This window comes from Leucobacter edaphi (genome assembly GCF_016522535.1).
GTDB classification, from domain to species: domain Bacteria; phylum Actinomycetota; class Actinomycetes; order Actinomycetales; family Microbacteriaceae; genus Leucobacter; species Leucobacter edaphi.
Window position 1 is genome coordinate 1 of record NZ_JAEHOI010000005.1, and the last position, 22,433, is coordinate 22,433.

The window sequence follows — 22,433 nt, forward strand, 5'->3', positions numbered from 1 at the left end:
CCAACACCCAAACAGGATGCCAGGGATAAAAAATTTGGCATTTGACAATCAAGTGCACACTATTGAGTTCTCAAAGACCAGACACCACCCGTCAACCCCAACCAAGGAGCCTCCGAGAAGCTACTGTCTCGCCGAGGTCATTCTGACCTCAGAAGCGCAAGCTAAGTGCCGGACCGTGTTTCCCAGTCCGGCTGCGTCGCGCTGACAAGGGAATACATTACGCCGATGGGCAGGGCAGGGCAAGTAGTGCCCGTTTCCCGGGCGTGTCTCCGCATGATTCCGCCATTTTTACATACGGGGCTGATTTGGCCAGTGGGCGGCCCCCAGGGTGAAAAGACGTTCAAACTGCCCTCATCATGCGGTTACCGCCCGTTTCCCGGGCGTTTCCTCGGGCGGCACCCCGGGGAGATCGCGCAGCGCGGGAGATCAGCGGTGGCCGAAAACAGCAGCGGGCGGGATCAGAGGCGCGCGAGATCAGCGGTGCCCGGGAACAAAGAACGCCTCCATCGCAGTATCGGTGGAGGCGTCCTCTGTCAGTCGGGTGCCGGGGATCTCCTCCCCGCGAGGGAGAGGAGGGCCCGGCTCAGGATCGGAGCAGCGGCTCCCGCTCCGTGCCCGGCACAACGGCCCGATCGAGCCGGCCAGCGCGCAGCCAGTGCAGCACGTTCCTGGCCGGGTCCACGGTGTAGTGCTCGAGGGATCCCTCGGAGAGGAAAGCAACGTGCGGGGTCACCAGCATGCGCTCGTGCACGCGGAAGGGATCGTCGCTGGCCGGGGGCTCCCCCTCGAGCACGTCGACGGCGGCACCGCGCAGCTGACCCGAGGCCAGCGCGTCCCGCAGGGCAGCTGAGTCGACGAGCTCCCCGCGCGAGACGTTGATGAGCGAGGATCCCGGACGCATGGCCGCGATGGCGGCCGCGTCGATGGATCCCGCGGTCTCGGGCGTGAGGGGCATATGGAGGGAGAGGATGTCCGACTCGGCGATCAGTTCCTCGCGCGTCACGAGCTCGACCCCGTCCACGGGACCGGTGACGAAGGGATCGTGGGCGATCACCCTGCCGAACGCGGGGGCGGCGATCTCGGCGAAGCGACGGGCGATCCTGCCGAAGCCGAAGAGCCCGAGCGTGAGCGTCGAGAGGCGACGCGGCACGGCGCTCACGTCGTCCGTCCAGCCGCCAGCTGCGGTCACCGCGAGGCTGCCGCGGAGATCCCGCTCGAGGGCGAGGGCGAGGGTGAGGGCGTGGGCCGCGACCTCCTCGGTGGCGGCGTCGACGAGGTTCACGATCCAGATGCCGCGACGTTCGGCCTCGGCGCGATCGATCATGTCGAAGCCGGCGCTCATCGTCGCGATGACGCCCACCTCGGGGAGACGGTCGAGCAGCGGCTTGTCGATGCGGGCGTAGCCGACCACGAGGGCAGCGGCGCGCTCGGCACCGGCGGGGAGATTCTGCGGCTCGCCCTCGCGGGTGGGGAGGGCGGCGAGGATCGTGTCGCAGCCGGCCTCCTCAAGGAGGGCGCGACCGGGACGCGGATCGAGGTCCGTCTCATCGGTGAAGAGGACGAGCGGGCGGGTCATGCGGGCACCTCCGTCGCGGCGCCGCCGGCGAGGCGGTCGAGATGGGTCGGCGCGAAGAGCCCGAGCACGGCGGGAAGCACGACGACGCGGGGGCCACCCGCGGCGAGCGCGCGGGCCACGGCCGCGGGCGCCTCCTCCATGCTCGTGAGCTCGGCGGGGATCCCGAAGGACTCGGCGAGCGCGACGTAGTTCGGTCGGGTGAGTTCGGTCGCGGTGGCCGCTCCGAACGCTCCCTCCATGTATTCGCGGAGCACGCCGTATCCGCCGTCGTCGACGATCAGCCACACGACCGGGAGGTCGTGCTGCGCCGCGACCGCGAGCTCGGCGATGCCGTAGAGGGCGCCGCCGTCGCCGGACACCGCGAGCACGGATCCGTTCTCGCCACGCTCGCGGCGGCCGAAGGCGGCACCGAGCGCGGCGGGCAGTCCGTAGCCGAGGCCGCCGGCGCCCTGAGCCGACGGCGACTCCGCCTCGCGCGGATCCCAGAAGGACCAGCCCCAGTAGGCGAGGATCGTCATGTCCCAGAACACGGGGGTCGCTGCAGGCACGGCCTCGCGTAGGCCGCGGAGCAGCGCGAGCTCCGCGTCGAAGCCCTGTCCCTCGACGCGTGCGAGCACAGTGTCGAGGAGGGCGCCGATGCGGGCGAGGGATGCGGCGCGACGCTCCGGATCGGACTCGCGTCCGAGCCCGGCCACGGCGGCGTCGAGGGCGGCGAGCGCGGGCTTCGCGTCGGCGTGGATCCCGATCCCGGCGTGATTCGAGCCGATCTTGCCGAGGTCGGCCTCGATCTGGATCACCCGGCCCGCCGGCCGGAAGGTGTGGTAGTTGCTGGAGAGCTCGCCGACGCCGCTGCCCACAATGAGCAGAACGTCAGCGTCTTCGAGGAACTCGGTCGTCGCGATGTCCTCGACCCAGGATCGCGCGGAAAGCTCGTGCGACCAGGGCATCGCGTTCTTGCCGCTGAAGGTCGTGACGACGGGGGCGTCGAGCCGCTCTGCGAGCGCGCGGAGCTCATCAGCGGCTCCCGCGCGCGTGACACCGCCGCCGGCGTAGATGACGGGGCGCTCGGCGTTCGCGAGCACCTCGGCGGCGAGGCCGATCGAGGCCGGGATCGGGAGCAGCGGCGCGGGCGCCGGATCGAGGTCCCCAGCGGCGAGCGCGGGAACCTCGGCGGAGGCGTCCGCGAGCAGGATGTCCTGCGGCACCTCGACGAGCACGGGTCCGCGGGGCGCGGTGTCTGCGATCCGCCAGGCCTCGGCGATCGCGGTGGGGATCTGGCTCAGCGTGCGCACCGTGACGACGTGCTTCACGACGCCGCGGAACGAGTCCGACTGCTGCGGCAGCTCGTGCAGGTAGCCGTGCCGGCCGCCGCCGAGGCCCGCGACCGGAATCTGCGCGCTGATCGCGAGCACCGGGATCGAGGAGGCCGCGGCCTCCTGCAGCGCCGCAAGTGAGGTGAGGGCGCCGGGACCGGTCGAGAGGAGCAGCGGCGCCACTCCCCCGGTGACGCGGGCGAGGCCGTCGGCCATGAAGCCGGCGTTGTTCTCGACGCGGGCGCTGAGATAGGCGATGTCGGATCGGCGGAGCGCGTCGAACAGGCCGAGCGCGTGCTGGCCCGGCAGGCCGACGACGGCGCGGGCGCCGAGCGCGATCAGCGATTCGAGCACGACGTCGCCGCCGATGCGGGCGCCGCGATCCTCCGCGGGAGCGGTGGGGGTGGACGGGGTGGTCATCTTCTCCTCCTGAGGGGGTGTCGATGGCACTCGTTTCGCGGGCGTGCCCTCCGTGGGTGCGGGCCCGGATCACCCGGGCCCGCACACCGAGATTCGGTTAGTGCGCGACCTCGTCGTAGACGACGTCGTTGACGGCGGTCCGATCGTCGAGGCTGAGGCGCGTGTTCCACTCCTCGAGCACCGGCGCGGGCGTCGGCTTCGTGGCGAGGCTGACCGCGACATAGGTGATGAGCGAGGCGAGCAGGCTGAAGTAGATCGGCTCGTTCGCCAGGACGCCCCAGATGAACATCGAGATCACGACGACGATCGTGCCGACGAGCATGCTCGCGAGGGCGCCCACGCGGGTGCCGCGCTTCCAGAACAGGCCGCCGACGATCGCGACGAGCAGGCCGCCGACCAGGATGTCGTAGGCCACGGTGAGCGCCGCGACGACGTCGGTGACGACCGAGGCGATGATCATCGTGATCGCGGACAGGGCGAAGATGGTGATCCGGTAGCTCCAGAGGTTGTCGCCGCCGACGTGCCCGTCGTGCAGGACGGCCTCCTTGCCTTTGATCCCGAACGCGCGCTTGATCGAGGGCAGCAGGTCCGTGGTGAAGACGGTGGCCGAGGCGATGAGCGAGCCGGAGGCCGTCGACATCATGGCCGACAGCGCCGCTGCGAGCACGAGGCCGCGGACGCCGGGCGGGAGCATCTCCTGCGCCATGAACGCGAACGCGTCGTTGCGGTTCTCGAGATCCGGGAAGAGCACGCGGGCGGCCATACCGATCACGGCGCCGGCGATCGCGTAGAGGAGGCAGTAGATGCCCGACGAAATGCCGCCCCACTTCGCGACGCGCGGGGTGCGCGCGGTCACGACGCGCTGCCAGATGTCCTGGCCGATCAGGAGGCCGAGGGTGTAGACGATGATGTAGGTCACGATCGTCATGCCGCCGATGGACCAGGGCGAGTAGAAGGAGTCGGCGAGGCGCTCGCGCATGCCGGAGAAGCCGCCCGCCTGGGTGACGGCGATGGGGAGCAGCAGGACGAACATGCCGATCGACTTGATGACGAACTGCACGACGTCGGTCATGGTGATCGACCACATGCCGCCCATGATCGAGTAGATCGCGACGATCGTGCCGCCGATGACGACGCCCCACACGTTCGACAGGCCGAATAGCACGTGGAAGATCGTCGCGTAGGCGAGCGTCGACGTGACCGTGAGCATGAGCGTGTAGAGGAACATGACGATGCCCGAGATCAGGCCGTTCTTTCCGCCGTAGCGGAGATCGAGCATCTCGGTGACCGTGTAGACCTTGAGCTTCACGATGCGCTTCGCGAGGAACGCGCTCAGCACGAGGATGCCGAGGCCGATCGCGACGACGAGCCACGCGCCCGAGAGGCCGTACTGCCAGCCGAGGCCGATGCCGCCGACGGTCGAGGCGCCGCCGAGCACGATCGCGGACATGGCGCCCGAGTACATGAAGCCGCCGAGGCGACGGCCGGCGACGAGGTAGTCGCTCTTCGACTTGGTGCGGCGCATGCCCCAATATCCGACACCCAGGATGCCGAGGAGGTAGACCCCCATGATGATGTAGTCCAGGACCACAGTGTCCTCCAGTGCGAGTGATCGAGTCTCGGCGCCGATGCCCGCGATCCATGCGGCGCTGCTTGTGCATGTCCGAACGTAGTCCCGGGCGCGTCGATCGGCCCGGGCCGTTTTATCCTGATTGTTGATAATCTGAGGCGAAATGTCCCAACGATGAGGAGATCCGCCCATGGTGCCCCAGCAGCCCGTTCGGGATCGGGCCTCCGTCCCGCTCGCCACACTCCTCGACGAGCCGACCTTTGCGGCCTCGCTCCTCTCTCCGGCACCCGAGGCGCTCGCCGACGATCCCGCACTCGCGGAGCGAATCCGCAACGCCCCGGTCGCATCGACGATCGTGATCGAACTCGACGATCCGGGCGCCTACATGACCCCGGGAGACCTGCTCCTGATCACGGGACTCGCGATCACCGGAGACGCCGCAGCGGACGCCGCGTACGCGCAGCGGCTCCACGCGGCCGGCGTCTCCGCGCTCGTGTTCGGCCTCGAACCCGTGCACGCCCGCGTGCCGGAATCACTCGTGCGGGCGTGCCGCGACCTGGACTTCCCGCTCGTCGTGCTGCCGCCGCCGATCTACTTTGCCGCCGTCACGAGCCACCTCAACCGCGCCCTCGAGACCGAGCGGACCCGGGCCCTCGAAGCGATGAACACGGTGGCGCGCCGCCTCACCGAGGCCACCATGCAGCACCGTCCCGCCCAGCGGCTCGTCGACGAGCTCGCGCGCGAGGGAACGGGCTGGGCGATGCTGCGCATGGACGACGAGGTGTATCTCGGCGGGACCGTACCGGAAGGGGTCGATCTCGACGCGCTCACCGGAGACCTGCGGGATCGCCTGCACGCCCCGGGCGGCACGCGCAGGGCGGGGCAGCCGGCGTTCACCACCGTTGCGGTGCCGGATCCCGGTGCGGCGGCGGGGGCCGGTGGGTCGGGTTCGCCTCACAGCGGCGACTACGCGGGCGGCGGCGCGATCAGCGGCGGCGTCGAACACGAGGTGGCCGCGGTCGAAACCACCCCGCATCGCGGGCGCGCTCGCGGCGGCAGCGCGATCCTCGCCCTGGGCCGATCGCCCCGGCTCACCCGCACGGACCTCACCGCGCTGCAGCTCGCGGCGAACCTCGTGGGCCTGATCCTGCAGCTTCCCGCCGCGCAGTCCATGGCGGTCGACCAGCTCCTCATGCACTTCATGATCGAGACGAGCGGCACCCGGATCGCGGGCGCGGATCGGGATCGTTTCGCTCGCCTCGTCGCGAACTCGCTCGGCGGCGCGAAGCACGCGCACGCGGTCGTGGCGATCCGCGATCCGGGTCGCCAGATCGGCTCGGATCCCGTGGCCGATGGCGGCACCGTCGCCTCGGATGCCGTGTGGCTTCGCAGGCTCCTCCACACCCCGTTCGTCGAGCACCGGGCGAAGCGGCTGCGCGCGTTCACCGCTGGCCCGCCGCGTCCCTCCGAGCTCGCGCTCGCGAGGGAGCTCGGCTGGCTCCTCGCCGTGAGCTCGGCCCACGACTTCGGAGAGCTGCCCGCCGCTATGCGCGAGGCGGAGGAGCTGGCGCGCGCCGCAGCCCACCTCGGCCATCACATCGACGGCGTAGCTGCACCAGCAGAGGCCGCCTGGCCGCTCGGCGCCGCCGCGGACCCTGTGGTCGCGCGCGCGGCCGCGGCGCACTGGCTCGCCCCGCTCTCCGGTCCTGATCAGGAGGAGGTTCGCGAGGTGCTCACGGCGTGGCTCCGCGCGCACGGCTCCTGGGACCGCGCCGCCCGCGACCTCGACCTGCACCGCAACACGGTGCGCCGCAGGGTTGCTGAGGCGCGCGCCCTGCTCGGACGCGACCTCGACGACCCGCTCGAGCGGGCACGGATCCTGCTCGCTCTCACCGCGCTCCAGAGCGACGCCTGAGCCGCACAGCCCCCCTTAAACGCGTCGATCCGCGCCGGAGCGGGCCCTCTGTGCAGGGACCGACCCGGCGCGGATCGAAGCGGGTGACGACTCGGCGTTAGCCGCGCGCAGCCATGGCGCTCACGAGCTCGTACACGACGTGGCTCGCGGCGACCGCGGTGATCTGGGCGTGGTCGTAGGCCGGGGCGACCTCGACGACGTCGGCGCCGACGATGTTGAGGTCGGCGAGGCCGCGGATCATGCGGAGCATCTCGCGGCTCGTGAGGCCGCCGGCCTCGGGCGTGCCGGTGCCGGGGGCGTGCGACGGGTCGAGCACGTCGATGTCGATCGAGATGTAGAGCGGCTTGTCGCCGACGCGCTTGCGGATCTTCTCGAGCGCGGCGGGCACGCCGTTCTCCTCGACGAACTCCGTCGTGACGATCTGGAAGCCGAGCTCAACGTCGTCCTCGAGATCGCCCTTGCCGTAGAGCGGGCCGCGGATGCCGCCGTGCATCGAGGCGGTCATGTCGATCAGGCCCTCTTCGGAGGCGCGACGGAACGGGGTGCCGTGCGTCGTCGGGGCGCCGAAGTAGGTGTCCCAGGTGTCGAGGTGCGCGTCGAAGTGGAGGACGGCGACGGGGCCGTGCTTCTTGTTGATCGCGCGGAGCAGCGGGAGGGCGATCGTGTGGTCGCCGCCGATCGTGACGATCTTGTCGACCTTCTCGCCGAGCTCGGTCGCCGCGGCGTCGATCTGGTCGACCGCCTCGGTCAGGTTGAACGGGTTGGCGACGATGTCACCAGCGTCGACGACCTGCTTGAGCTGGAAGGGGGACACGTCCTGCGCCGGGTTGTAGGGGCGCAGGAGGCGCGAAGCCTCGCGCACGTGCGCGGGACCGAAGCGGGCGCCGGGGCGGAAGCTCACGCCAGTGTCGAACGGCACGCCGACGACGGCGATGTCGGCCGAGGGCACATCCTCGATCCGCGGCAGCTTTGCGAAGGTCGCGATACCGGCGTAGCGCGGCGTCAGGCTCGCGTCGACCGGGCCCTGAGGGGTGTGTTCCGTCACGATGTCCTCATCCTCTCTAAGTTGTCTGACAGTAAACCAATGAAATCTATTGGTGAACTCACGAACACTATAGGCTGGTCGGAGCGACGCGGTCAATGCGAGGCGCTGCGCCGAATCACCGCGCGTGATCAGTGCTTTCCGCGCGACACCCTGAGAAGCCCCGCGAGCTCCCGCGAAGCGAGCCGAGCAGCGAAAGGCGGTGCACCGTGCGACCGATCCACCCCACCGCGGCCGAGACCCCGATCAGGATCGGGGCGCGCCTGCGCGCCTCACGCCGCGCTCAGGGCCTCACCCTCGAACAGCTCGCCACGGCCTCGGGCCTCACGAAGGGTTTCATCAGCCGGATCGAGCGCGACGAGACGATGCCGAGCGTGCCCACGCTCGTGCAGATCTGCCAGGCGCTTTCCCTCCCGATCGGGAACCTCTTCGAGGAGCCCGACACGCAGCTCATCAAGCGCGCAGACGCGCCCCGTATCAACATGGGCGGCATCGGCGCCGACGAGCGCCTCGTCACGCCCCGCTCCGAGGACGCGGTACAGGTGCTGCGCTCCACCCTCGCTCCGCACGCCAACGGCGGCGACGACCTCTACACCGTGAACTGCGAGGTCGAGGCGCTGCACGTCGTGTCGGGCGCGGTCGAGATCGTGCTCGCGGATCGGCGAGTCGCGCTCGAGGCCGACGACACCCTGACCTTCCCAGGACGCACCCCGCACACGTGGGTCACCGGCGAGACGGGCGCCGAAGTGGTCTGGGTTCTCGTACCCGCAGCCTGGAGTGGATCAGCATGACCCGACCGATCACCCTCATCACCGGCGGCAGCCGCGGGATCGGCGCCGCGACCGCCCGGCGCCTCGCCGCCGACGGCCACGACCTCATCCTCAGCTACCGCGCACGCCAGGAAGAGGCGGAGGCGGTGCGCGCCGACTGCGAGGCGCTCGGCGCGCGCGTCGAGCTGATCCGGATCGACCTCTCCGACCTCGACCAGGCCGAAGCACTGATCCCCCGCGCCATCGCGATCTTCGGCCACGTCGACAACCTCGTCAACAACGCCGGGATCACCGGCCGGATCGGGCCGTTCCTCGAGGCGCCGCGCGCCGAGATCGAGGCCGTGTTCCGCCTCAACGTGCTGTCGCAGATCCTCGTCACCCAGGCCGCGATCGCCCACATGTCGACCGCCCGCGGCGGGCGCGGGGGCGCGATCGTCAATCTCTCGAGCAGCGCGGCCTCGCACGGCGCCGCGAACATCTACATCCCCTACGCGATGAGCAAGGCGGCGACGAATATCCTCACGCTCGGCACGAGCCGCGAGTTCGCCGGTGAGGGCGTGCGCGTCAACACCGTCTCCCCCGGAACGACCGACACGGAGATCCACGCCGATGGCGGCCAGCCCAACGCGGTAACGGAGCGCGCCGGCCGCATTCCCATGGGCCGCGCTGGCCGCCCCGAGGAGATCGCTGACGCGATCGCCTACCTCCTCGGCGACGGCGCGAGCTACACGACGGGCGCCGAGATCAAGGTCACTGGCGGCAGCTGAGCGCAGCGGCCCGGGCTGCCCGGGCGCGGGCGCGCACCCGGCACGGTCCCACGCTCGCCCGGCATGCTCAGGACTCGGCCTCGGCGATGGACACGATCCGGCGCGCCATTCCTGAGAAGATGAGGCCGTGGAACGGAAGCACCGACCACCAGTACAGGCGCCCGCTCAGCCCACGCGGGAAGAAGATCGCCCGCTGCCGGTAACGCACTTCGTCATCAGGCCGTTCGATCCCGAGCTCGAGCCAAGCCTGCCCCGGCAGCTTCATCTCGGCCCGCAGCCGCAGCAGCACGCCCGGCTCGCTCGTCTCCACGCGCCAGAAGTCGATCGCGTCGCCGGCGACGACGCTGGATCGGTTGCGCCGACCCCGCTGCAGGCCGACCCCTCCGACGAGCCGATCCATCCATCCGCGCAGCGCCCACAACAGCGGCGGTGAGTACCAGCCGTTCTGTCCACCGATTCCGGCGATCACACCCCAGAGCGCGTCCCGCGTCGCGCGGGTGGGGAGCTCCCGCACGTCGGTGAAGACCGTGCGGCCCGCCCAGTCGGGGTCGCTCGGCAGCGGATCGCTCGGGGCGTCCGGCACGCGGGAGTCGCGCCAGCTCGTCTCGACCTGATCGAGTTCGACACGCCCCAGCGCCAGTTCGACGGCGTCACGGTAGCTCAGGAGCCCCGAAGCTGGCGGCGGGATGATCCCGTCGATGTCGTGGTTCTTCATCACGCAGTCGTGCTGCAGCGATTCGACGAGGGGTCTCGCGAGCTGCCGCGGCACGGGGGTCACGAGCCCGACCCAGTGCGAGGCCAGCCAGGGCGTCAGCACGGGCAGGGAGGCGATGCGTCGCTGCGGAAGCCCCGCGCACACGGCGTACCCGTTCATCATCTGCCCGTAGCGCAGCACGCTGGGCCCGCCGATGTCGACGGCGCGGTTGATCTCCGGCGCGATCCTGGGCGCTGCGAGCAGGTAGTAGAGCACGTCGCGCACCGCGATCGGCTGGATGAAGTTGCGCACCCACTTCGGGGCCGGCATGTAGGGCAGCACCTCGGTCAGGTGCCGGATCATCTCGAAGGACGCTGATCCGGATCCGATCACCACGCCGGCCTGCAGCACGAGTGTTGGAACCCCCGATCCGAGCAGTATTTCCCCGACTTCCTTGCGGGATCGCAGATGCTCCGACAGTTCGCCGTTGGCCGGCGCCAGCCCGCCGAGATAGACGATCCGGGACACCCCGTAGTCCCGGGCCGCCGCGGCGACCGTGCGGGCGATCCGCGCATCGGTCGATGCGAAGCCCGCGCCGCTCGACATCGAGTGCACGAGGTAGTAGACGATGTCGACGTCCTCCATCGCGCCCGCGACGACGGCGGTGTCTTGCGCGTCACCCTCCGCGGCCTCGACGCGTTCGCCCCAGGGGAAGGCGGCGAGCCGGCCGGGATCCCGCACCAGCACGCGCACCCGGTATCCGGCGTTGAGGAGGCGCGGCACGAGGCGGGCTCCGATGTAGCCCGTTGCGCCGATCACGAGCACCCTCGCGGCCCGGCCGGACTCGTCGACCGTGGCGCGAAGCTCGGGCTCTCGACCCGTCGGGGCGCTCAGGATTCGCGCTGGCGTTCGCGCGTCTTCCCGGGGTTCTGGATCGGTCATGACGTCACCTCACTGCTTCCTAGGAATCGGAACGAGCACGGGCGTCTTTGCCCGATATGCCTGATAGGCGGGATCATCCGCCCACTTCTTGTCGGCCTTCTTCTCGAGGGTCGGGATCCCGCTCACGCGAGTCAGGAGCAGCACGACGAAGGCCGGCGACAGCAGAGCAATCCACTGCCACCCCTGCAGCGCGGGAGCGGCGATCACGAGCACGCCGATCCAGAGCAGAATCTCACCGAAGTAGTTCGGGTGGCGGGAGAGCGACCACAGGCCCGAGGAGATGAAGCGACCCCGGTTCGCCGGATCGGCCTTGAACCGGGACTTCTGCGCGTCCGCCGTGACCTCGATCGCGAAGCCCGCCACCCACAGCGCGAGCCCGAGCCCGGTCGTCCAGTCGAGGGGCGTCGAGTGCGAGGACGACAGCGCGATCCACGCCGCAGCTGCCGTCAGGCTCACCCACAGGCCCTGCAGCGTCCACACCATGAAGAATCGCAGCTTCGACTTCATGATCTCGTCGAAGCGGTCGTCACCGCCCGAACGAATATTGCGCGCGAACAGGAAGCTCCCGAGCCGCACCGCCCACACCACCACGACCGCTGCCAAGATCATGTCGCGCGCGTCGAGGCTCGGCGAGAGCACGACGAGCATGATCGTCACCGCGATGTAGGTGAGGCTGCCGGTCAGGTCGAAGAAGCGGTCCGTCTTCGCGATCACGGCCGGGATGTAGGCGAGCCACTGCACCAGGAAGGCGATGAGCACCGCGATCCCGAATCCGGGCAGGCCGGGCGCCCCGCTCGCGTCGCTCGCCCCGTTTGCACCGCCGAGAGTCCAGCCGTTCTGGCTTCCCGCGAGCGCGAGAAGCGCGCCCACGGCGATGACCGCGACGATCACGATGGTGAGGAGAACATTTCGTGGGAGAGACATGGGGTCTCGTTTCTGTGCTGTGGTGTGTGCTGCGGTGTGCGCGGAGGGGGGTCGTCAGCGCGGGGAGGGCCGCTCGTGGGCGGCGCGGGGCTCGTAGAGTTCGTCGACGAGCGGGCCCGCTGCATCGAGGAAGGCCTGACGCTTCAGCTTCATGGTCGGGGTGATGCACTCCCCCGACTGCTCTGAGCCGAGCACGACCGCGGTCCAGGCCTGCGCCCGCTCCCCCGGCGACACTGCGGAGTTCGCGTGCGCGATCGCGGCCGAGATCTCCTCGTCCAGCCTGGCATCTCGGCACGCCGTCAGGCGCGTCGCATCGAGCGCCTCGGGTTCGGCCTCACCCCTCCCGAGCAGCCAGGAGCGGGCAGCGTCGGTGTCGATGATCACGAGCGCCGTGAGATAGGGGCGGTCATTGCCCACGAGGATCGCATAGGCCACGAGCGGGTGCGCTTCCACCAGCTCTTCCCACGGTTCGGGCGAGATCGTGCGCCCCGTTGAGGTCACGATGACGTGCTTGAGGCGCCCCGTGATCGTCAGCGCGCCGCTCGCGTCGAGCGATCCGAGATCCCCGGTGCGGAAGTAGCCGTCCACAAACGCGGCGGCATTGTGCTCGCTCGCGCGATACCCCGGGGAGACGCCAACGCCCCGCGCCAGCACCTCACCGTTGTCGGCGATCCGCACCTCGTTACCCGGAAGCGGCGTTCCGACGGATCCCGCAACGATCCTCCCCGGGCGGCCGCCCGTGAGCGGCGCGGTGGTCTCGGTCAGCCCGTAGCCCTCGATCACCGGCACTCCCATCCCGCGAAACAGGAGCGAGAGTTCCGGCCGCAGCACCGCAGCGCCCGAGAGCAGGTATTCCATGCGCCCACCCATGACGTCCCGCAGCCTGCGGAAGAATACCTGATCGGCGAGCGCGTGCCGCAGACGAAGCCCGAGGGGAGCAGGTTTGCCCCGCTCCTCGCACCGCGCCCACTCGACCGCGGTCCGCTGCGCGCCCCGCCACAGCGGGAGCAGGCGTTTCTGCTCGGCCGAGGCGGCCGCCGCGGCCTCAATCTTTTCCAGCACGCGCGGCACGACGACCAGGAACGTCGGCTTCAGCACGGGCAGGGCCTGCGTCACCTCTTTCGGGTCCGAGAGGTGGGCGACCCGCATCCCGTTCGAGATGCAGATGAGCTGGAGCGCGCGCCCCAGCACGTGAGTCAACGGCAGGAACAGCACCGTGTTGCCGCCGTCGTGCACGACCTCGGAGTAGGCGGCGGCGGTGTTGAGCACCTGTCCGACGAGATTCCCGTGGGTGATGAGCACGCCCTTGGGGGCGCCAGTCGTACCGGACGTGTACACGATCGTCGCCACGTCGTCGAGGTCGGCGTCCACCCGTCGCGCTTCGAGCTGCTCGCTCGAAATTTCTTCGCCCAGCGACTCGAGCGCCTGGAGCGAGTTGCGGGATTCGCGGGACGATGTGCCCGCCTCGTCGATCACCCAGACGATTGGCGGTTCACACCCGGCATCGGCGGCCGCGGCGAGCAGCCGATCCCGATGGTCCGGGGACTCAACAAACGCAACCACGGGACGCGCGTCCGCAATGATTGCGGCGAGCTGGCGGAGCGGAGCGGTGTCGTAAACGGGAACCACGACGGCCCCGGCGAACAGCGCCGCCTGATCGATCACCGCCCATACGTACTGCGTCGGGGCCATGATCAGGACGGGTTCACCGGCACGCATTCCGGTTGCAATCAGGCCTTTCGCGAGGCGCGCGACCTGATCCGCGAACTCGCGAGTGGTGACCTGCGTCCACGGCGCGTCGAGCGGGGCTTCCGGCCGACGAGTTTCGAAGGCGATGTGCCCGGGCACCCGCTGCACGCGATTGACGAGCAGGTCGGTCACGTTCCGGCACTGGTCCGTGGGAACGGCAGCGGGCGTCAACGCCCGATCCGGCTCCACGATCGTGGAGGACCGGGGTGCTGCGTTCCTACTGTTCACGTTTCCCAAGCTAGCGGGTTTTACCTAGACAGGCTAGCAATTATGGATCTTTGGCCCGACCAGGATCAGACCCTGCGACGAGACCGCCTTAGGGTCCGTTGCTCAGCCCCAGGAGGAGTAGAGATCCGGGCGCCGGTCGCTCAGATAGTCGGCTTGTCCCGCCGGAACCGGGGCCACATCGGGAATGTCGGCCAGAAGCAGCTCCGCCTCACGCCCCGCGAGCGCGAGCACAATGCCCTCTCGTCCGGCGACCGTGCTGAGCCCGGCAAAAGTCTCGCCGGGATCGTCGCCGCGATCCCGCTTCGCCGCATGGTCTGCATACGCCACGACCAGGGCATTCTCTGCCGCACGGGAGCGCACCGTCACCGCGGGGACGTAATCGGAGAATCCGTCGATCGCGGTCGGCACGAGGATCAGATCGGCCCCGCGCTCCGCGAGGCCGCGCGTCGGCTCGGGGAACTCGATGTCGTAGCAAATCTGGAAGCCGACCGTCCGACCGTTCCACTCCGCGACCTCGGGCCGGGCCGCCGAAGGCGAGAACGCGAGCGGCTCGTCGGCGCCCCACAGGTGCACTTTCTCGTAGCGCAGCACCTCGGCGCCGCGGCGGTCCCAGAGCCCGGCCGCAATCGCGTAGGAGCCGTCCGAGCGCGCGAACGGGAAGCTCGCCGCGATCGCGATCCCCTGATCGGCCGCCATTTCGGCGATATCGGAAGGGATCGATGCGACGCGTTCGGGGGTCAGCCACTCGGCGAGCTCGCGCGGCGCGTATCCGCTCACCCAGAGCTCCGGCGTGAGCAGGAGCTCCGCGCCATGCTCGCGGGCGGCGCCAGCGGCCTCCGCGACGGCGCGCAGATTCGCGTCGACGTCGAGCGGCAACGCCTCACCCTGCAGCAGTGCGATCCTCATCGGGGGTTCCTTTCACGCGGCATGCTGGTCCGTTTCCCCATCCTCGAACACGATCACGGTGCGGGTGCGCTCGCCGCGCCGCATCGCGTCGAAGGCTTCGTTGACGCCCTCGAGGCCCGTCCGGTCGCTGATGAGTGCGTCGAGCGGGAGTTTTCCCGCGAGGTAGGCGTCCGCGATCCGCGGGAAATCGCGCGCGGGGACGAGGCCGCCGTAGTTCGAGCCGATGATGGTTTTCCCGTCGTAGGCAAGCTGGAGCCCGTCGAGCCGGAGTTCCTGCCCCTCAGGTGGGAGACCGACGAAGACGGCACGCCCGCCAGGACGGATGAGCTCCGGCAGCTGCTGCATCGTCTGCACGCGGCCGATTGCCTCGAATGCAGCGTTTGCCCCGCCGCCCGTGAGTTCCGCGACCTCGCCGGGGAGCTCCGCACTCGCGAGCAGGCCGTGCGTCGCGCCGGCGCGTCGGGCCTCCGCGAGCTTCTCCTCGGACACGTCGACCGCGATGATCGGGTTGGCCCCCGCCAGCTTGAGGGCGGAGATGATCGACATCCCCACGCCGCCTGCGCCGACCACCACGGCGGACTCCCCCGGCTTCACCTCGGCGTTGTTTGCGACCGCGCCGAATCCCGTGCCCACGGAACACCCGATCAGGCTCGCAACGTCGAACGGGACACGATCGTCGACCTTGATCGCGGCGAAGTCAGGCACCACGATGAACTCGCTCATCGCACCGACCGCGAGATAGGGCCACGCCGCGGCACCGTCGACATCGCTCCACCGGGTCGTGCCGTCTGGCAACTGCGAGTCGTTCGAGCGGACGCGCATGCACGCCCACGGCTTCCCGCCCGTGCACTCGGCGCAGCGCTGGCAGGCCTGGTGCCAAGCCACGATGACGTGGTCTCCCGGGGACAGGTCGCGGACGCCCTGGCCGACCGACTCGATGACCCCCGCGGCCTCGTGCCCCATCACCGCGGGCATCGGCACGCGCCACTCACCGTCGATCACGTGGCGGTCCGAGCCGCACACGCCCGCCGCGCGCACCCGGATCCGCACCTCCCCGTGCGCGGGGGCATCGAGCCGCATTCGCTCGATCCCGAGACGCCCGTCGGCGTCCCCCCGATAGACGGCCGCCCGAACCTCGATCTGCTCTGCCATCTCTACTTCCTTCCCGCGGCCGCGAAGATATCCGGCTGACCGTATGCGCCACGGCCGCGCCGCACATAGAGCAGAGTGTTGAGTACCAGGTAGCAGACGATCGCGATCAGGACCGCGGGAATCGTCGCGGTGCCGTAGCGGAAGATTCCCTGCGTCTCCAGCGTGATCGGGTTGTAGACCCACAGGTAGAACACGGAGGAGACCGCGACCGACACCAGCGCGGCGATGTTCACGCCGCCCGTGAACCGCAACGGGTCTTCTGGTCCGCTCGCGTACAGGGCACGCAGCGGGACCACCTGTCGACGCAGGATGAAGTAGTCGGCGATGATTACGCCGCAGATCGCTGCGATGAACGCGCCGGAGATCACGACGAAGGTCATGAACTCCTGGTACATGAACGCGGGGAAGAAGCTCAGCACCGCGGGCAGCGCGAGGAACGCGGCCGCGAGCACCGGCCAGCGCAGTCGGGACAGGGCCCTTCCACTCGACTGTTTCACCGCGAGCACCGTCGAATAGGCGATCGAGGCCATGCTGCCAACATTCGCGAAGCCGACAAACAGCAGGGTGAGGACACCCAGGATCGGGCCGCCGAGCGGGACCATCCAGGTCGTGGGGTCCGCTTCGCCGAGCAAGAGCCCTGCGGCCATACCGACGATCTGGGCGACGACGGTCCCCACGAGAATCCCGGTGAAGCTCGGCCACAGCGCCGCTCGGGGTCCGCGCGTGAGCCGCGCGAGCGTTCCCATCACCGGCCACCAGGACAGTCCGGCCCCCAGGTTGAACTCGACCGCCATCATGAAGTTGAGTTGCGTATCGGGAAACGGCGATGCCGGCTTGGCCGCGAGGAGGTCGTCCCAGCTGTACTGGGACATCAACAGCACCATCATGAGTGCGACGACGACCAGAAGCCCAGGCGCGATGAAGCGGTTGAGCTTGCTGATCGTGACGGGTCCGCGGGCGAGGATAATCCAGCCTACGAAGATTGCGGCGAGCGCGAACACGGTGACGAGGGGACCGAACTGGTCGAGATGCGTTCCGAATCCCTGGTTCGAGATTTCGGAGAAAGCTCGCCCAAACATGACCCCGAGCAGCGAGGTCCACCCCATCTCGATGAGCAGCACGATCACGAACACGACGATTCCAACACCGACGATGCCGAACACCGACTTCAGGGCTCGGTACTGCTCGACCCCGAGGCGTTGGCTGAGCACGACGCTCCCGAGCGCCATGATCGCGAGCCCAATGCTGTTTCCGATGAGCATCGCCGCGATACCGTCGGTGAAGCCAACGAGCAGCACGGTGGAGCCTCCCGTGAGGAACGCCCAGGTCGCGATCGCGAGGCTCAGATTCACCCAGCTGAAGTCCGCGGCGCTCCAGATCCGCTCCTGCTTGAGGAGCGGGAACGATCCGTAGGTCGCTTCCTTGGCGACGTCCTGCTCGGCTTGCGAACGCGGTTCCGTCGCGCCGTTCACAGCGCTACCCCGAGGACGGAGAGGACCACGATTCCCGCGGCAACCCCGAGGAAGAGCGCGAGGCTCCTCCCGCTCAGTGCCGCGTGCACCGGGTCGTTTGCCTCGCTCGTTTCGACCTCCGCCAGGCGGTGAGCGAGTTCCTGCTCGAGCTCTGTGCCGAGCTGTGCTGACTCTGACATGCGGGTCCTACCTCCTCGTGATTCCCGGAACTACGGCTTCGTAATTCGGGGAAAGCCTAGGGACGCACCGAGCGCTACACAATCGGAATTGCACACACAATTCAGCGAAACTGCACAAACGCACGGACTCCGGGCAGATCCGCATTTTTGTGACCCGAAATGTCCGTCTGAGCTGCGAAAATAAAGATCATGAATCGACGAAATACGGCCCAGGGTCCCGGCGACTCAACCGAGTTCGACGAGCTGCGCGCCCACGTCTTCCGCGAACTCCGCGCTGACGGCCGCGCAAGCTATGCGCGGATCGCGGAGCGCCACGGCGCGACCAGACGCCAGGTCACACAGATCGTGCAGGGGGCGCTCGCCCGCGGAGAGCTGCGGATCACGGTTTCGATCAGCCCGGATCTGCTCGGCCACCGACGCTTCGCATATTTGCAGATCGACGTCGACGGACCGATTGCCCCGACCCGCCGCGCGCTCCTCGAAATGACCGAAACGACCTTCGTCGCCGAGATTAGCGGGAGTTACGCGATCGACGCCGAGCTCCGCGTCGGGGCCGACCCCCACCTCAGAGACACCGTCGATCACATCCGCCAGCTCCCGAGCGTCCGGGAAGTGCGACTCCACCTCTACGAGAGCATCGAGGTCAACCTCTACTCACCGCTGCGCACTGGCCGCGTCGCCGTCACCCTCGACGACGCCGACCGGTCGATCGTGCGCCGTCTCCAGCAAGACGGTCGTTCGACGTTCCGCGAACTCGGCGACGCCGCCGGGATCTCGGCGAGCGGCGCCCGACTGCGTCTCAGCCGCCTCACCCGAGCGGGTGCCGTAAAGGTGGTGGGTATCCCGGTGCGCGGCAGCGGGCACGAGTCGCCGACGCTCGGTGTGGGCGTCCAGGTGCACGGTCGCATCTCCCAGGCGCTCGCGAGGATCCGCGAACTTCAACCCGAGTTCATCGCGATCTCGGCCGGGGGCTTCGATCTCATCGTGACGCTCTCGGCGGACAGCAACGAAGAGCTCCTCGAGCTCGCGGACCAGCTGAGATCGCTGCCCGAGGTCGCCCACATTCAGTCGTGGGCCAACCTGCGCATCCTGAAGGAGCAGTACGGCGAGGGGGACCGCCTGAGCGGAGCTGCCCCCGGACCGTCCACCGAAACTTCCTAGGCCCGGATCCCCGCGAGCGTCTTCTTCCCGCGGCGCAGCACCGCGAATCCGCCGTGCAGCAGATCGTCGGCGGCGAGCGCCTGATCCTCGGCGGAAACGGCGACGTTGTTGACGTAGACGCCGCCCTGCGCGATCGCGCGGCGGGCCTCGCCCAGGCTCTTCACGAGCTCGGCGTCGACCATGAGCTGCGCGATCGGATCACCGGCGGCGCCCGTCGCGGTCGGCAGCGCGGAGATCGCGGCCTCCAGGGTCGCGGCGTCGAGCGCGGCGAGCTCCCCGCGGCCGAACAGCGCCTCGGACGCGTCGATCGCGCCCTGCGTCGCCTCGGCGCCGTGCACGAGCGTCGTCACCTCGAGTGCGAGGCGCTTCTGCGCGGCGCGACGGAACGGCTCCTCGGCGACCTGGCGCGCGTAGTCCTCGATCTCGGCGCGCGACAGGAAGGTGAACACCTTGAGCCGATCGACCACGTCGGCATCGGCCTGGTTGAGCCAGAACTGGTAGAACGCGTACGGCGAGCACATCTCCGGGTTCAGCCAGATCGCGTTGCCCTCGCTCTTGCCGAACTTCGTGCCGTCCGCGTTCGTGATCAGCGGGGTGCCGATCGCGTGCGCGGTGGCGCCCTCCGCCTTGCGGATCAGCTCGGTGCCGCTCGTCAGGTTGCCCCACTGGTCGCTGCCGCCCGACTGCAGCTTGCAGCCGTACTGGCGGTAGAGCTCCAGGAAGTCGAGGCCCTGCAGGATCTGGTAACTGAACTCGGTGTAGCTGATGCCCTCGTCGGAGTCGAGGCGCTTCGCCACGATGTCCTTCTTGATCATCGTGCCGACGCGGAAGTATTTGCCGATCTCGCGCAGGAAATCGATCGCCGAGAGCGGGGCGGTCCAGTCGAGATTGTTGACGAGGCGGGCCGCGTTCTCGCCCTCGAAGCTGAGGTAGCGGGAGACCTGCTCGCCGAGCGACTCGACCCACTGCGCCACGGTCTCACGCGAGTTGAGGGTGCGCTCCGAGGTGGGGCGCGGGTCGCCGATCAGGCCCGTCGACCCGCCGACGAGGCCGAGGGGGAAGTGTCCCTTGAGCTGGAGACGGCGCATGAGAAGGAGCTGCACGAGGTGTCCCAGGTGCAGGCTCGAGGCCGTCGGGTCGAAGCCGCAGTAATACGTGATCGGCTCGCCCTCAAGCAGCTCGGACAGCGCACCCGCGTCGGTGGAGACGTGGATGAGGCCGCGCCACTCCAGCTCGTCCCAGAGAGTCTCGAAGCTGTCGTCGTTGGCCTGAGCGGCCATGAGCTCGGTGCGATCGTTCAGTGCAGACACGCCTGCCATCGTACCGCGGATGCGGGCGGGTCGGCCCGTCCGCTCCTCTCCTCCCAACGAACGAGGGGATTCCCGGGGCGAATGCGGCCGATCGGCACCCAGGTACCACTCGGCGGGACCTGGGGCGGATCCGGAAATCGAGCGCGACCGGGAGTCTGGATGCATGACCGACATGATTCTCCAGGCGAGCTCGCTCACGCATCGTTTCGGCGCCACCCGCGCCCTCGACCGCACCTCTCTGAACATCGTCGAAGGAACGTCGACGGCGATCATGGGGGCTTCCGGATCCGGCAAGACCACCCTGCTGCACATGCTCGCAGGGATCCTGACCCCCGATGAGGGCACCATTCAATACGGGGGCCGCGACATCACGCAGATGTCGGACCGGGATCGCAGCCGGCTCAGGCGCGAGGAGTTCGGGTTCGTATTCCAGCAGGGGCTCCTCATTCCCGAGCTCACCGCGATCGAGAACGTCGCCCTCGCGCTCATGCTGACGGGCACGCCGCGCGCGAAGGCGCTCGGGCCCGCGGCACAGTGGCTCGCCTCGCTCGGCCTCGCCGGTATGGAGGACCGCCGGATCGGCCAGCTCTCCGGCGGTCAGGCGCAGCGCGTCGCGATTGCGCGCGCCCAGATCACGGGCGCGCGAGTCATCTTCGCTGACGAGCCGACGGGCGCCCTCGATTCCGAGACCTCACGCGAGGTGATGGACGCGCTCATCGGCTCGACCGTTGCGAACGGCCGCACCCTCGTGCTCGTGACCCACGACCCCAACGTCGCCGCCCGCTGCACGCGCACGGTGCTCATGCAGGACGGGCGGATCATGCCGGGCGCTGCCGCGGCATCCGAGGTCACCGGGCGCGAGATCACGCAGACCGGGCCGAACCCGATCGTTCCGGGGCCGGCGGCTGCTCCCGGGGCGGCTGCGCACCCGAGCCCGCCGTCGGCCACCGCACCCGCACCGGCGTCCGCCCACGTGAACGCGCAGGCGAACACCGCGACGGGGGTCGAGCGATGATCCTCCGTCTCCTCCCCCTGCTCACCAGGCCCAGCCGCCAGGGCATCGGCATGATCCTGCTGCCCGGTGTCGCCTTCGCGACCGTTACGGCGCTGCTCGGGATCGTGATCGGCGGCGCACGCCCGCTCCTCACCTATCAGGACGAGATGGCCGGCACGTACATGGCCCTCACGGTGATCGCGCTCGCCCTGCTCGCGATGCCGCTGCTGACCCTCGGGCACGCGGCCGCGCGGCTCGCGACGCGACGCCGCGACGATCGACTCGCGGTGCTGCGCCTGCTCGGGGTCACTGGCCGCGATACCGCGCTGCTCGCGGTCATCGAATCCGGCGCGATTGCCCTGATCGGGGCGGTTATCGGCGTGGGTATCTCGTACCTCTGCTCCCCACTGATCGGCCTCATCCACTTCCGCGGCGAAGCGATCGGCGCGGAGGGCGCGGCGCTTCCCCCGCTCACGGCCGTGATCCTCGTCCTCTCGATCACCCTGATCGCGATCGTGAGCGCGGCCCTGAGCCTGCGGACGGTCGTCGTCTCGCCCCTCGGCGTCGCCAAGCGCGAGAACCCGCCGAAGCAGGGGTGGATCGCTGCGATCGCTGCCGTGCTCCTCATCGTGATCGTGGCGCTCATCCTGGGCCAGCTTGGCAGCCTTGCCGAGATGCTCGGCGCGACCGCGCTGATCCTGATCCTCGGCGGCGGCTTCGCGCTCACCCTCCTCGCGATCGATCTCATCGGCGGCGCGCTGCTTGGCGTGATTGCGCGTGGACGCCTCAAGCGGGCGGAGACCCCGGACAAGCTCATCGCCGCGCGCCTCGTCCTCGAGAACCCGAAGTCCGCCTGGCGGCAGGTGTCCGGTGTCGCGATGGCGAGCTTCATGGCGGTGTTCGCGGGCTCCGGGATCGCGCTCCTCGGCATGGTCGGCGACGAGGACGCCGCGGCGATGGAGCTCTTCACCGACATGCGCACCGGCATCATCATCACCGTGATCGGGTCGTTCATCATGGTGGCCTGCTCTGTCGGGGTCAACCAGGCCTCCCAGATCCTCGATCGCAGGGATGTCGAGCGCTCCCTCGACATCATGGGCACCCCGTTCGCGGTGCAGGATCGGGCGCGCTATCGGGCCACGATGATGCCGCTCCTCCTCGCCGCGCTCGGCTCCGCCGCGATCGCTGGTGTGCTGCTGTTTCCCCTGGTCGGCGCCACGATTCTCATCGCGCCGCTGTCCCTGCTGACGATCCTGAGCACGATCATCGTCGGGTGCGCTGTCGTGATCGCCTCGCTCCTCGCAACGAAACCGCTGCTGCGGACAACAACCCAGAACGGCTGAGCATAG

General features: G+C 69.3%; 18 protein-coding genes. 6 read left to right on the plus strand and 12 right to left on the minus strand.

Annotated elements, in window-relative coordinates:
• Nucleotides 1-583 precede the first annotated feature (583 nt).
• From JD292_RS05575 to JD292_RS05585, 3 genes are all read right to left on the minus strand, one after another.
• On the minus strand, nucleotides 584-1,576 hold the full coding sequence (locus JD292_RS05575; protein WP_200131756.1) for a C-terminal binding protein: 993 nt from the start codon (nucleotides 1,574-1,576) through the stop codon (nucleotides 584-586).
• On the minus strand, nucleotides 1,573-3,309 hold the full coding sequence (locus JD292_RS05580) for a thiamine pyrophosphate-binding protein (protein WP_200131757.1): 1,737 nt from the start codon (nucleotides 3,307-3,309) through the stop codon (nucleotides 1,573-1,575). Before JD292_RS05580 ends, JD292_RS05575 begins: the two co-directional genes overlap by 4 nt.
• Nucleotides 3,310-3,406: 97 nt before the next feature.
• Nucleotides 3,407-4,900, minus strand: coding sequence for a sodium:solute symporter family protein (locus JD292_RS05585; protein WP_200131758.1), 1,494 nt, complete (start codon nucleotides 4,898-4,900; stop codon nucleotides 3,407-3,409).
• Nucleotides 4,901-5,069: 169 nt separating this feature from the next.
• Between JD292_RS05585 and JD292_RS05590 the strand changes: the two genes are divergently transcribed.
• A complete protein-coding gene (locus tag JD292_RS05590) occupies nucleotides 5,070-6,794 on the plus strand; it encodes a PucR family transcriptional regulator (protein WP_200131759.1) in 1,725 nt (574 codons plus the stop codon).
• A 97-nt stretch (nucleotides 6,795-6,891) separates the two neighbouring features.
• On the opposite strand, the gene speB is transcribed toward JD292_RS05590, so the two are convergent.
• Nucleotides 6,892-7,839, minus strand: coding sequence for an agmatinase (gene speB / locus JD292_RS05595; protein WP_200131760.1), 948 nt, complete (start codon nucleotides 7,837-7,839; stop codon nucleotides 6,892-6,894).
• A 206-nt stretch (nucleotides 7,840-8,045) separates the two neighbouring features.
• On the opposite strand from speB, the gene JD292_RS05600 reads away from it, so the two are divergent.
• Both JD292_RS05600 and JD292_RS05605 read left to right on the plus strand, forming a co-directional pair.
• The gene (locus JD292_RS05600; RefSeq protein ID WP_200131761.1) at nucleotides 8,046-8,627 is read left to right on the plus strand and encodes a helix-turn-helix domain-containing protein; all 582 of its coding nucleotides are present in this window, start codon (nucleotides 8,046-8,048) and stop codon (nucleotides 8,625-8,627) included.
• Nucleotides 8,624-9,373, plus strand: a complete 750-nt coding sequence (locus tag JD292_RS05605) for an SDR family NAD(P)-dependent oxidoreductase (protein ID WP_200131762.1) — start codon at nucleotides 8,624-8,626, stop codon at nucleotides 9,371-9,373. The genes JD292_RS05600 and JD292_RS05605 overlap by 4 nt, the downstream gene beginning before the upstream one ends.
• Nucleotides 9,374-9,440: 67 nt before the next feature.
• On the opposite strand, the gene JD292_RS05610 is transcribed toward JD292_RS05605, so the two are convergent.
• The 7 genes from JD292_RS05610 to JD292_RS05640 form a co-directional block, all read right to left on the minus strand.
• A complete protein-coding gene (locus tag JD292_RS05610; RefSeq protein WP_200131763.1) occupies nucleotides 9,441-11,009 on the minus strand; it encodes an SDR family oxidoreductase in 1,569 nt (522 codons plus the stop codon).
• Between the two features lie 9 nt (nucleotides 11,010-11,018).
• Entirely contained in the window at nucleotides 11,019-11,933 is a 915-nt protein-coding gene (locus JD292_RS05615; protein WP_200131764.1) for a DUF1295 domain-containing protein, read from the minus strand.
• A gap of 54 nt (nucleotides 11,934-11,987) precedes the next feature.
• Nucleotides 11,988-13,910, minus strand: coding sequence for an AMP-dependent synthetase/ligase (locus JD292_RS05620; RefSeq protein WP_200131765.1), 1,923 nt, complete (start codon nucleotides 13,908-13,910; stop codon nucleotides 11,988-11,990).
• Between the two features lie 102 nt (nucleotides 13,911-14,012).
• Nucleotides 14,013-14,816 carry a nitrilase-related carbon-nitrogen hydrolase gene (locus JD292_RS05625; RefSeq protein WP_200131766.1) on the minus strand — a complete coding sequence of 268 codons (804 nt, stop codon included), beginning with the start codon at nucleotides 14,814-14,816 and terminating at the stop codon, nucleotides 14,013-14,015.
• A gap of 12 nt (nucleotides 14,817-14,828) precedes the next feature.
• Complete coding sequence (locus JD292_RS05630) at nucleotides 14,829-15,968, minus strand: alcohol dehydrogenase catalytic domain-containing protein (protein ID WP_200131767.1); 1,140 nt, start codon at nucleotides 15,966-15,968, stop codon at nucleotides 14,829-14,831.
• Nucleotides 15,969-15,970: 2 nt separating this feature from the next.
• Entirely contained in the window at nucleotides 15,971-17,440 is a 1,470-nt protein-coding gene (locus JD292_RS05635) for a purine-cytosine permease family protein (RefSeq protein ID WP_200131768.1), read from the minus strand.
• A complete protein-coding gene (locus tag JD292_RS05640; RefSeq protein WP_200131769.1) occupies nucleotides 17,437-17,619 on the minus strand; it encodes a hypothetical protein in 183 nt (60 codons plus the stop codon). Before JD292_RS05640 ends, JD292_RS05635 begins: the two co-directional genes overlap by 4 nt.
• Before the next feature lie 189 nt (nucleotides 17,620-17,808).
• On the opposite strand from JD292_RS05640, the gene JD292_RS05645 reads away from it, so the two are divergent.
• Nucleotides 17,809-18,780: an Lrp/AsnC family transcriptional regulator gene (locus tag JD292_RS05645; protein ID WP_200131770.1), complete on the plus strand. Its 972-nt coding sequence runs from the start codon at nucleotides 17,809-17,811 to the stop codon at nucleotides 18,778-18,780.
• Here the strand turns inward: JD292_RS05645 and tyrS are convergent.
• Nucleotides 18,777-20,099, minus strand: a complete 1,323-nt coding sequence (gene tyrS / locus JD292_RS05650) for a tyrosine--tRNA ligase (RefSeq protein ID WP_304599284.1) — start codon at nucleotides 20,097-20,099, stop codon at nucleotides 18,777-18,779. The genes JD292_RS05645 and tyrS overlap by 4 nt on opposite strands.
• A 154-nt stretch (nucleotides 20,100-20,253) precedes the next feature.
• Here tyrS and JD292_RS05655 point away from each other — a divergent pair, with 154 nt between their 5' ends.
• Nucleotides 20,254-21,105: an ABC transporter ATP-binding protein gene (locus JD292_RS05655; RefSeq protein WP_200131771.1), complete on the plus strand. Its 852-nt coding sequence runs from the start codon at nucleotides 20,254-20,256 to the stop codon at nucleotides 21,103-21,105.
• Nucleotides 21,102-22,427 (plus strand): FtsX-like permease family protein, encoded by a 1,326-nt coding sequence (locus JD292_RS05660; protein ID WP_200131772.1) that lies wholly within the window; start codon nucleotides 21,102-21,104, stop codon nucleotides 22,425-22,427. The genes JD292_RS05655 and JD292_RS05660 overlap by 4 nt, the downstream gene beginning before the upstream one ends.
• Nucleotides 22,428-22,433: the final 6 nt, after the last annotated feature.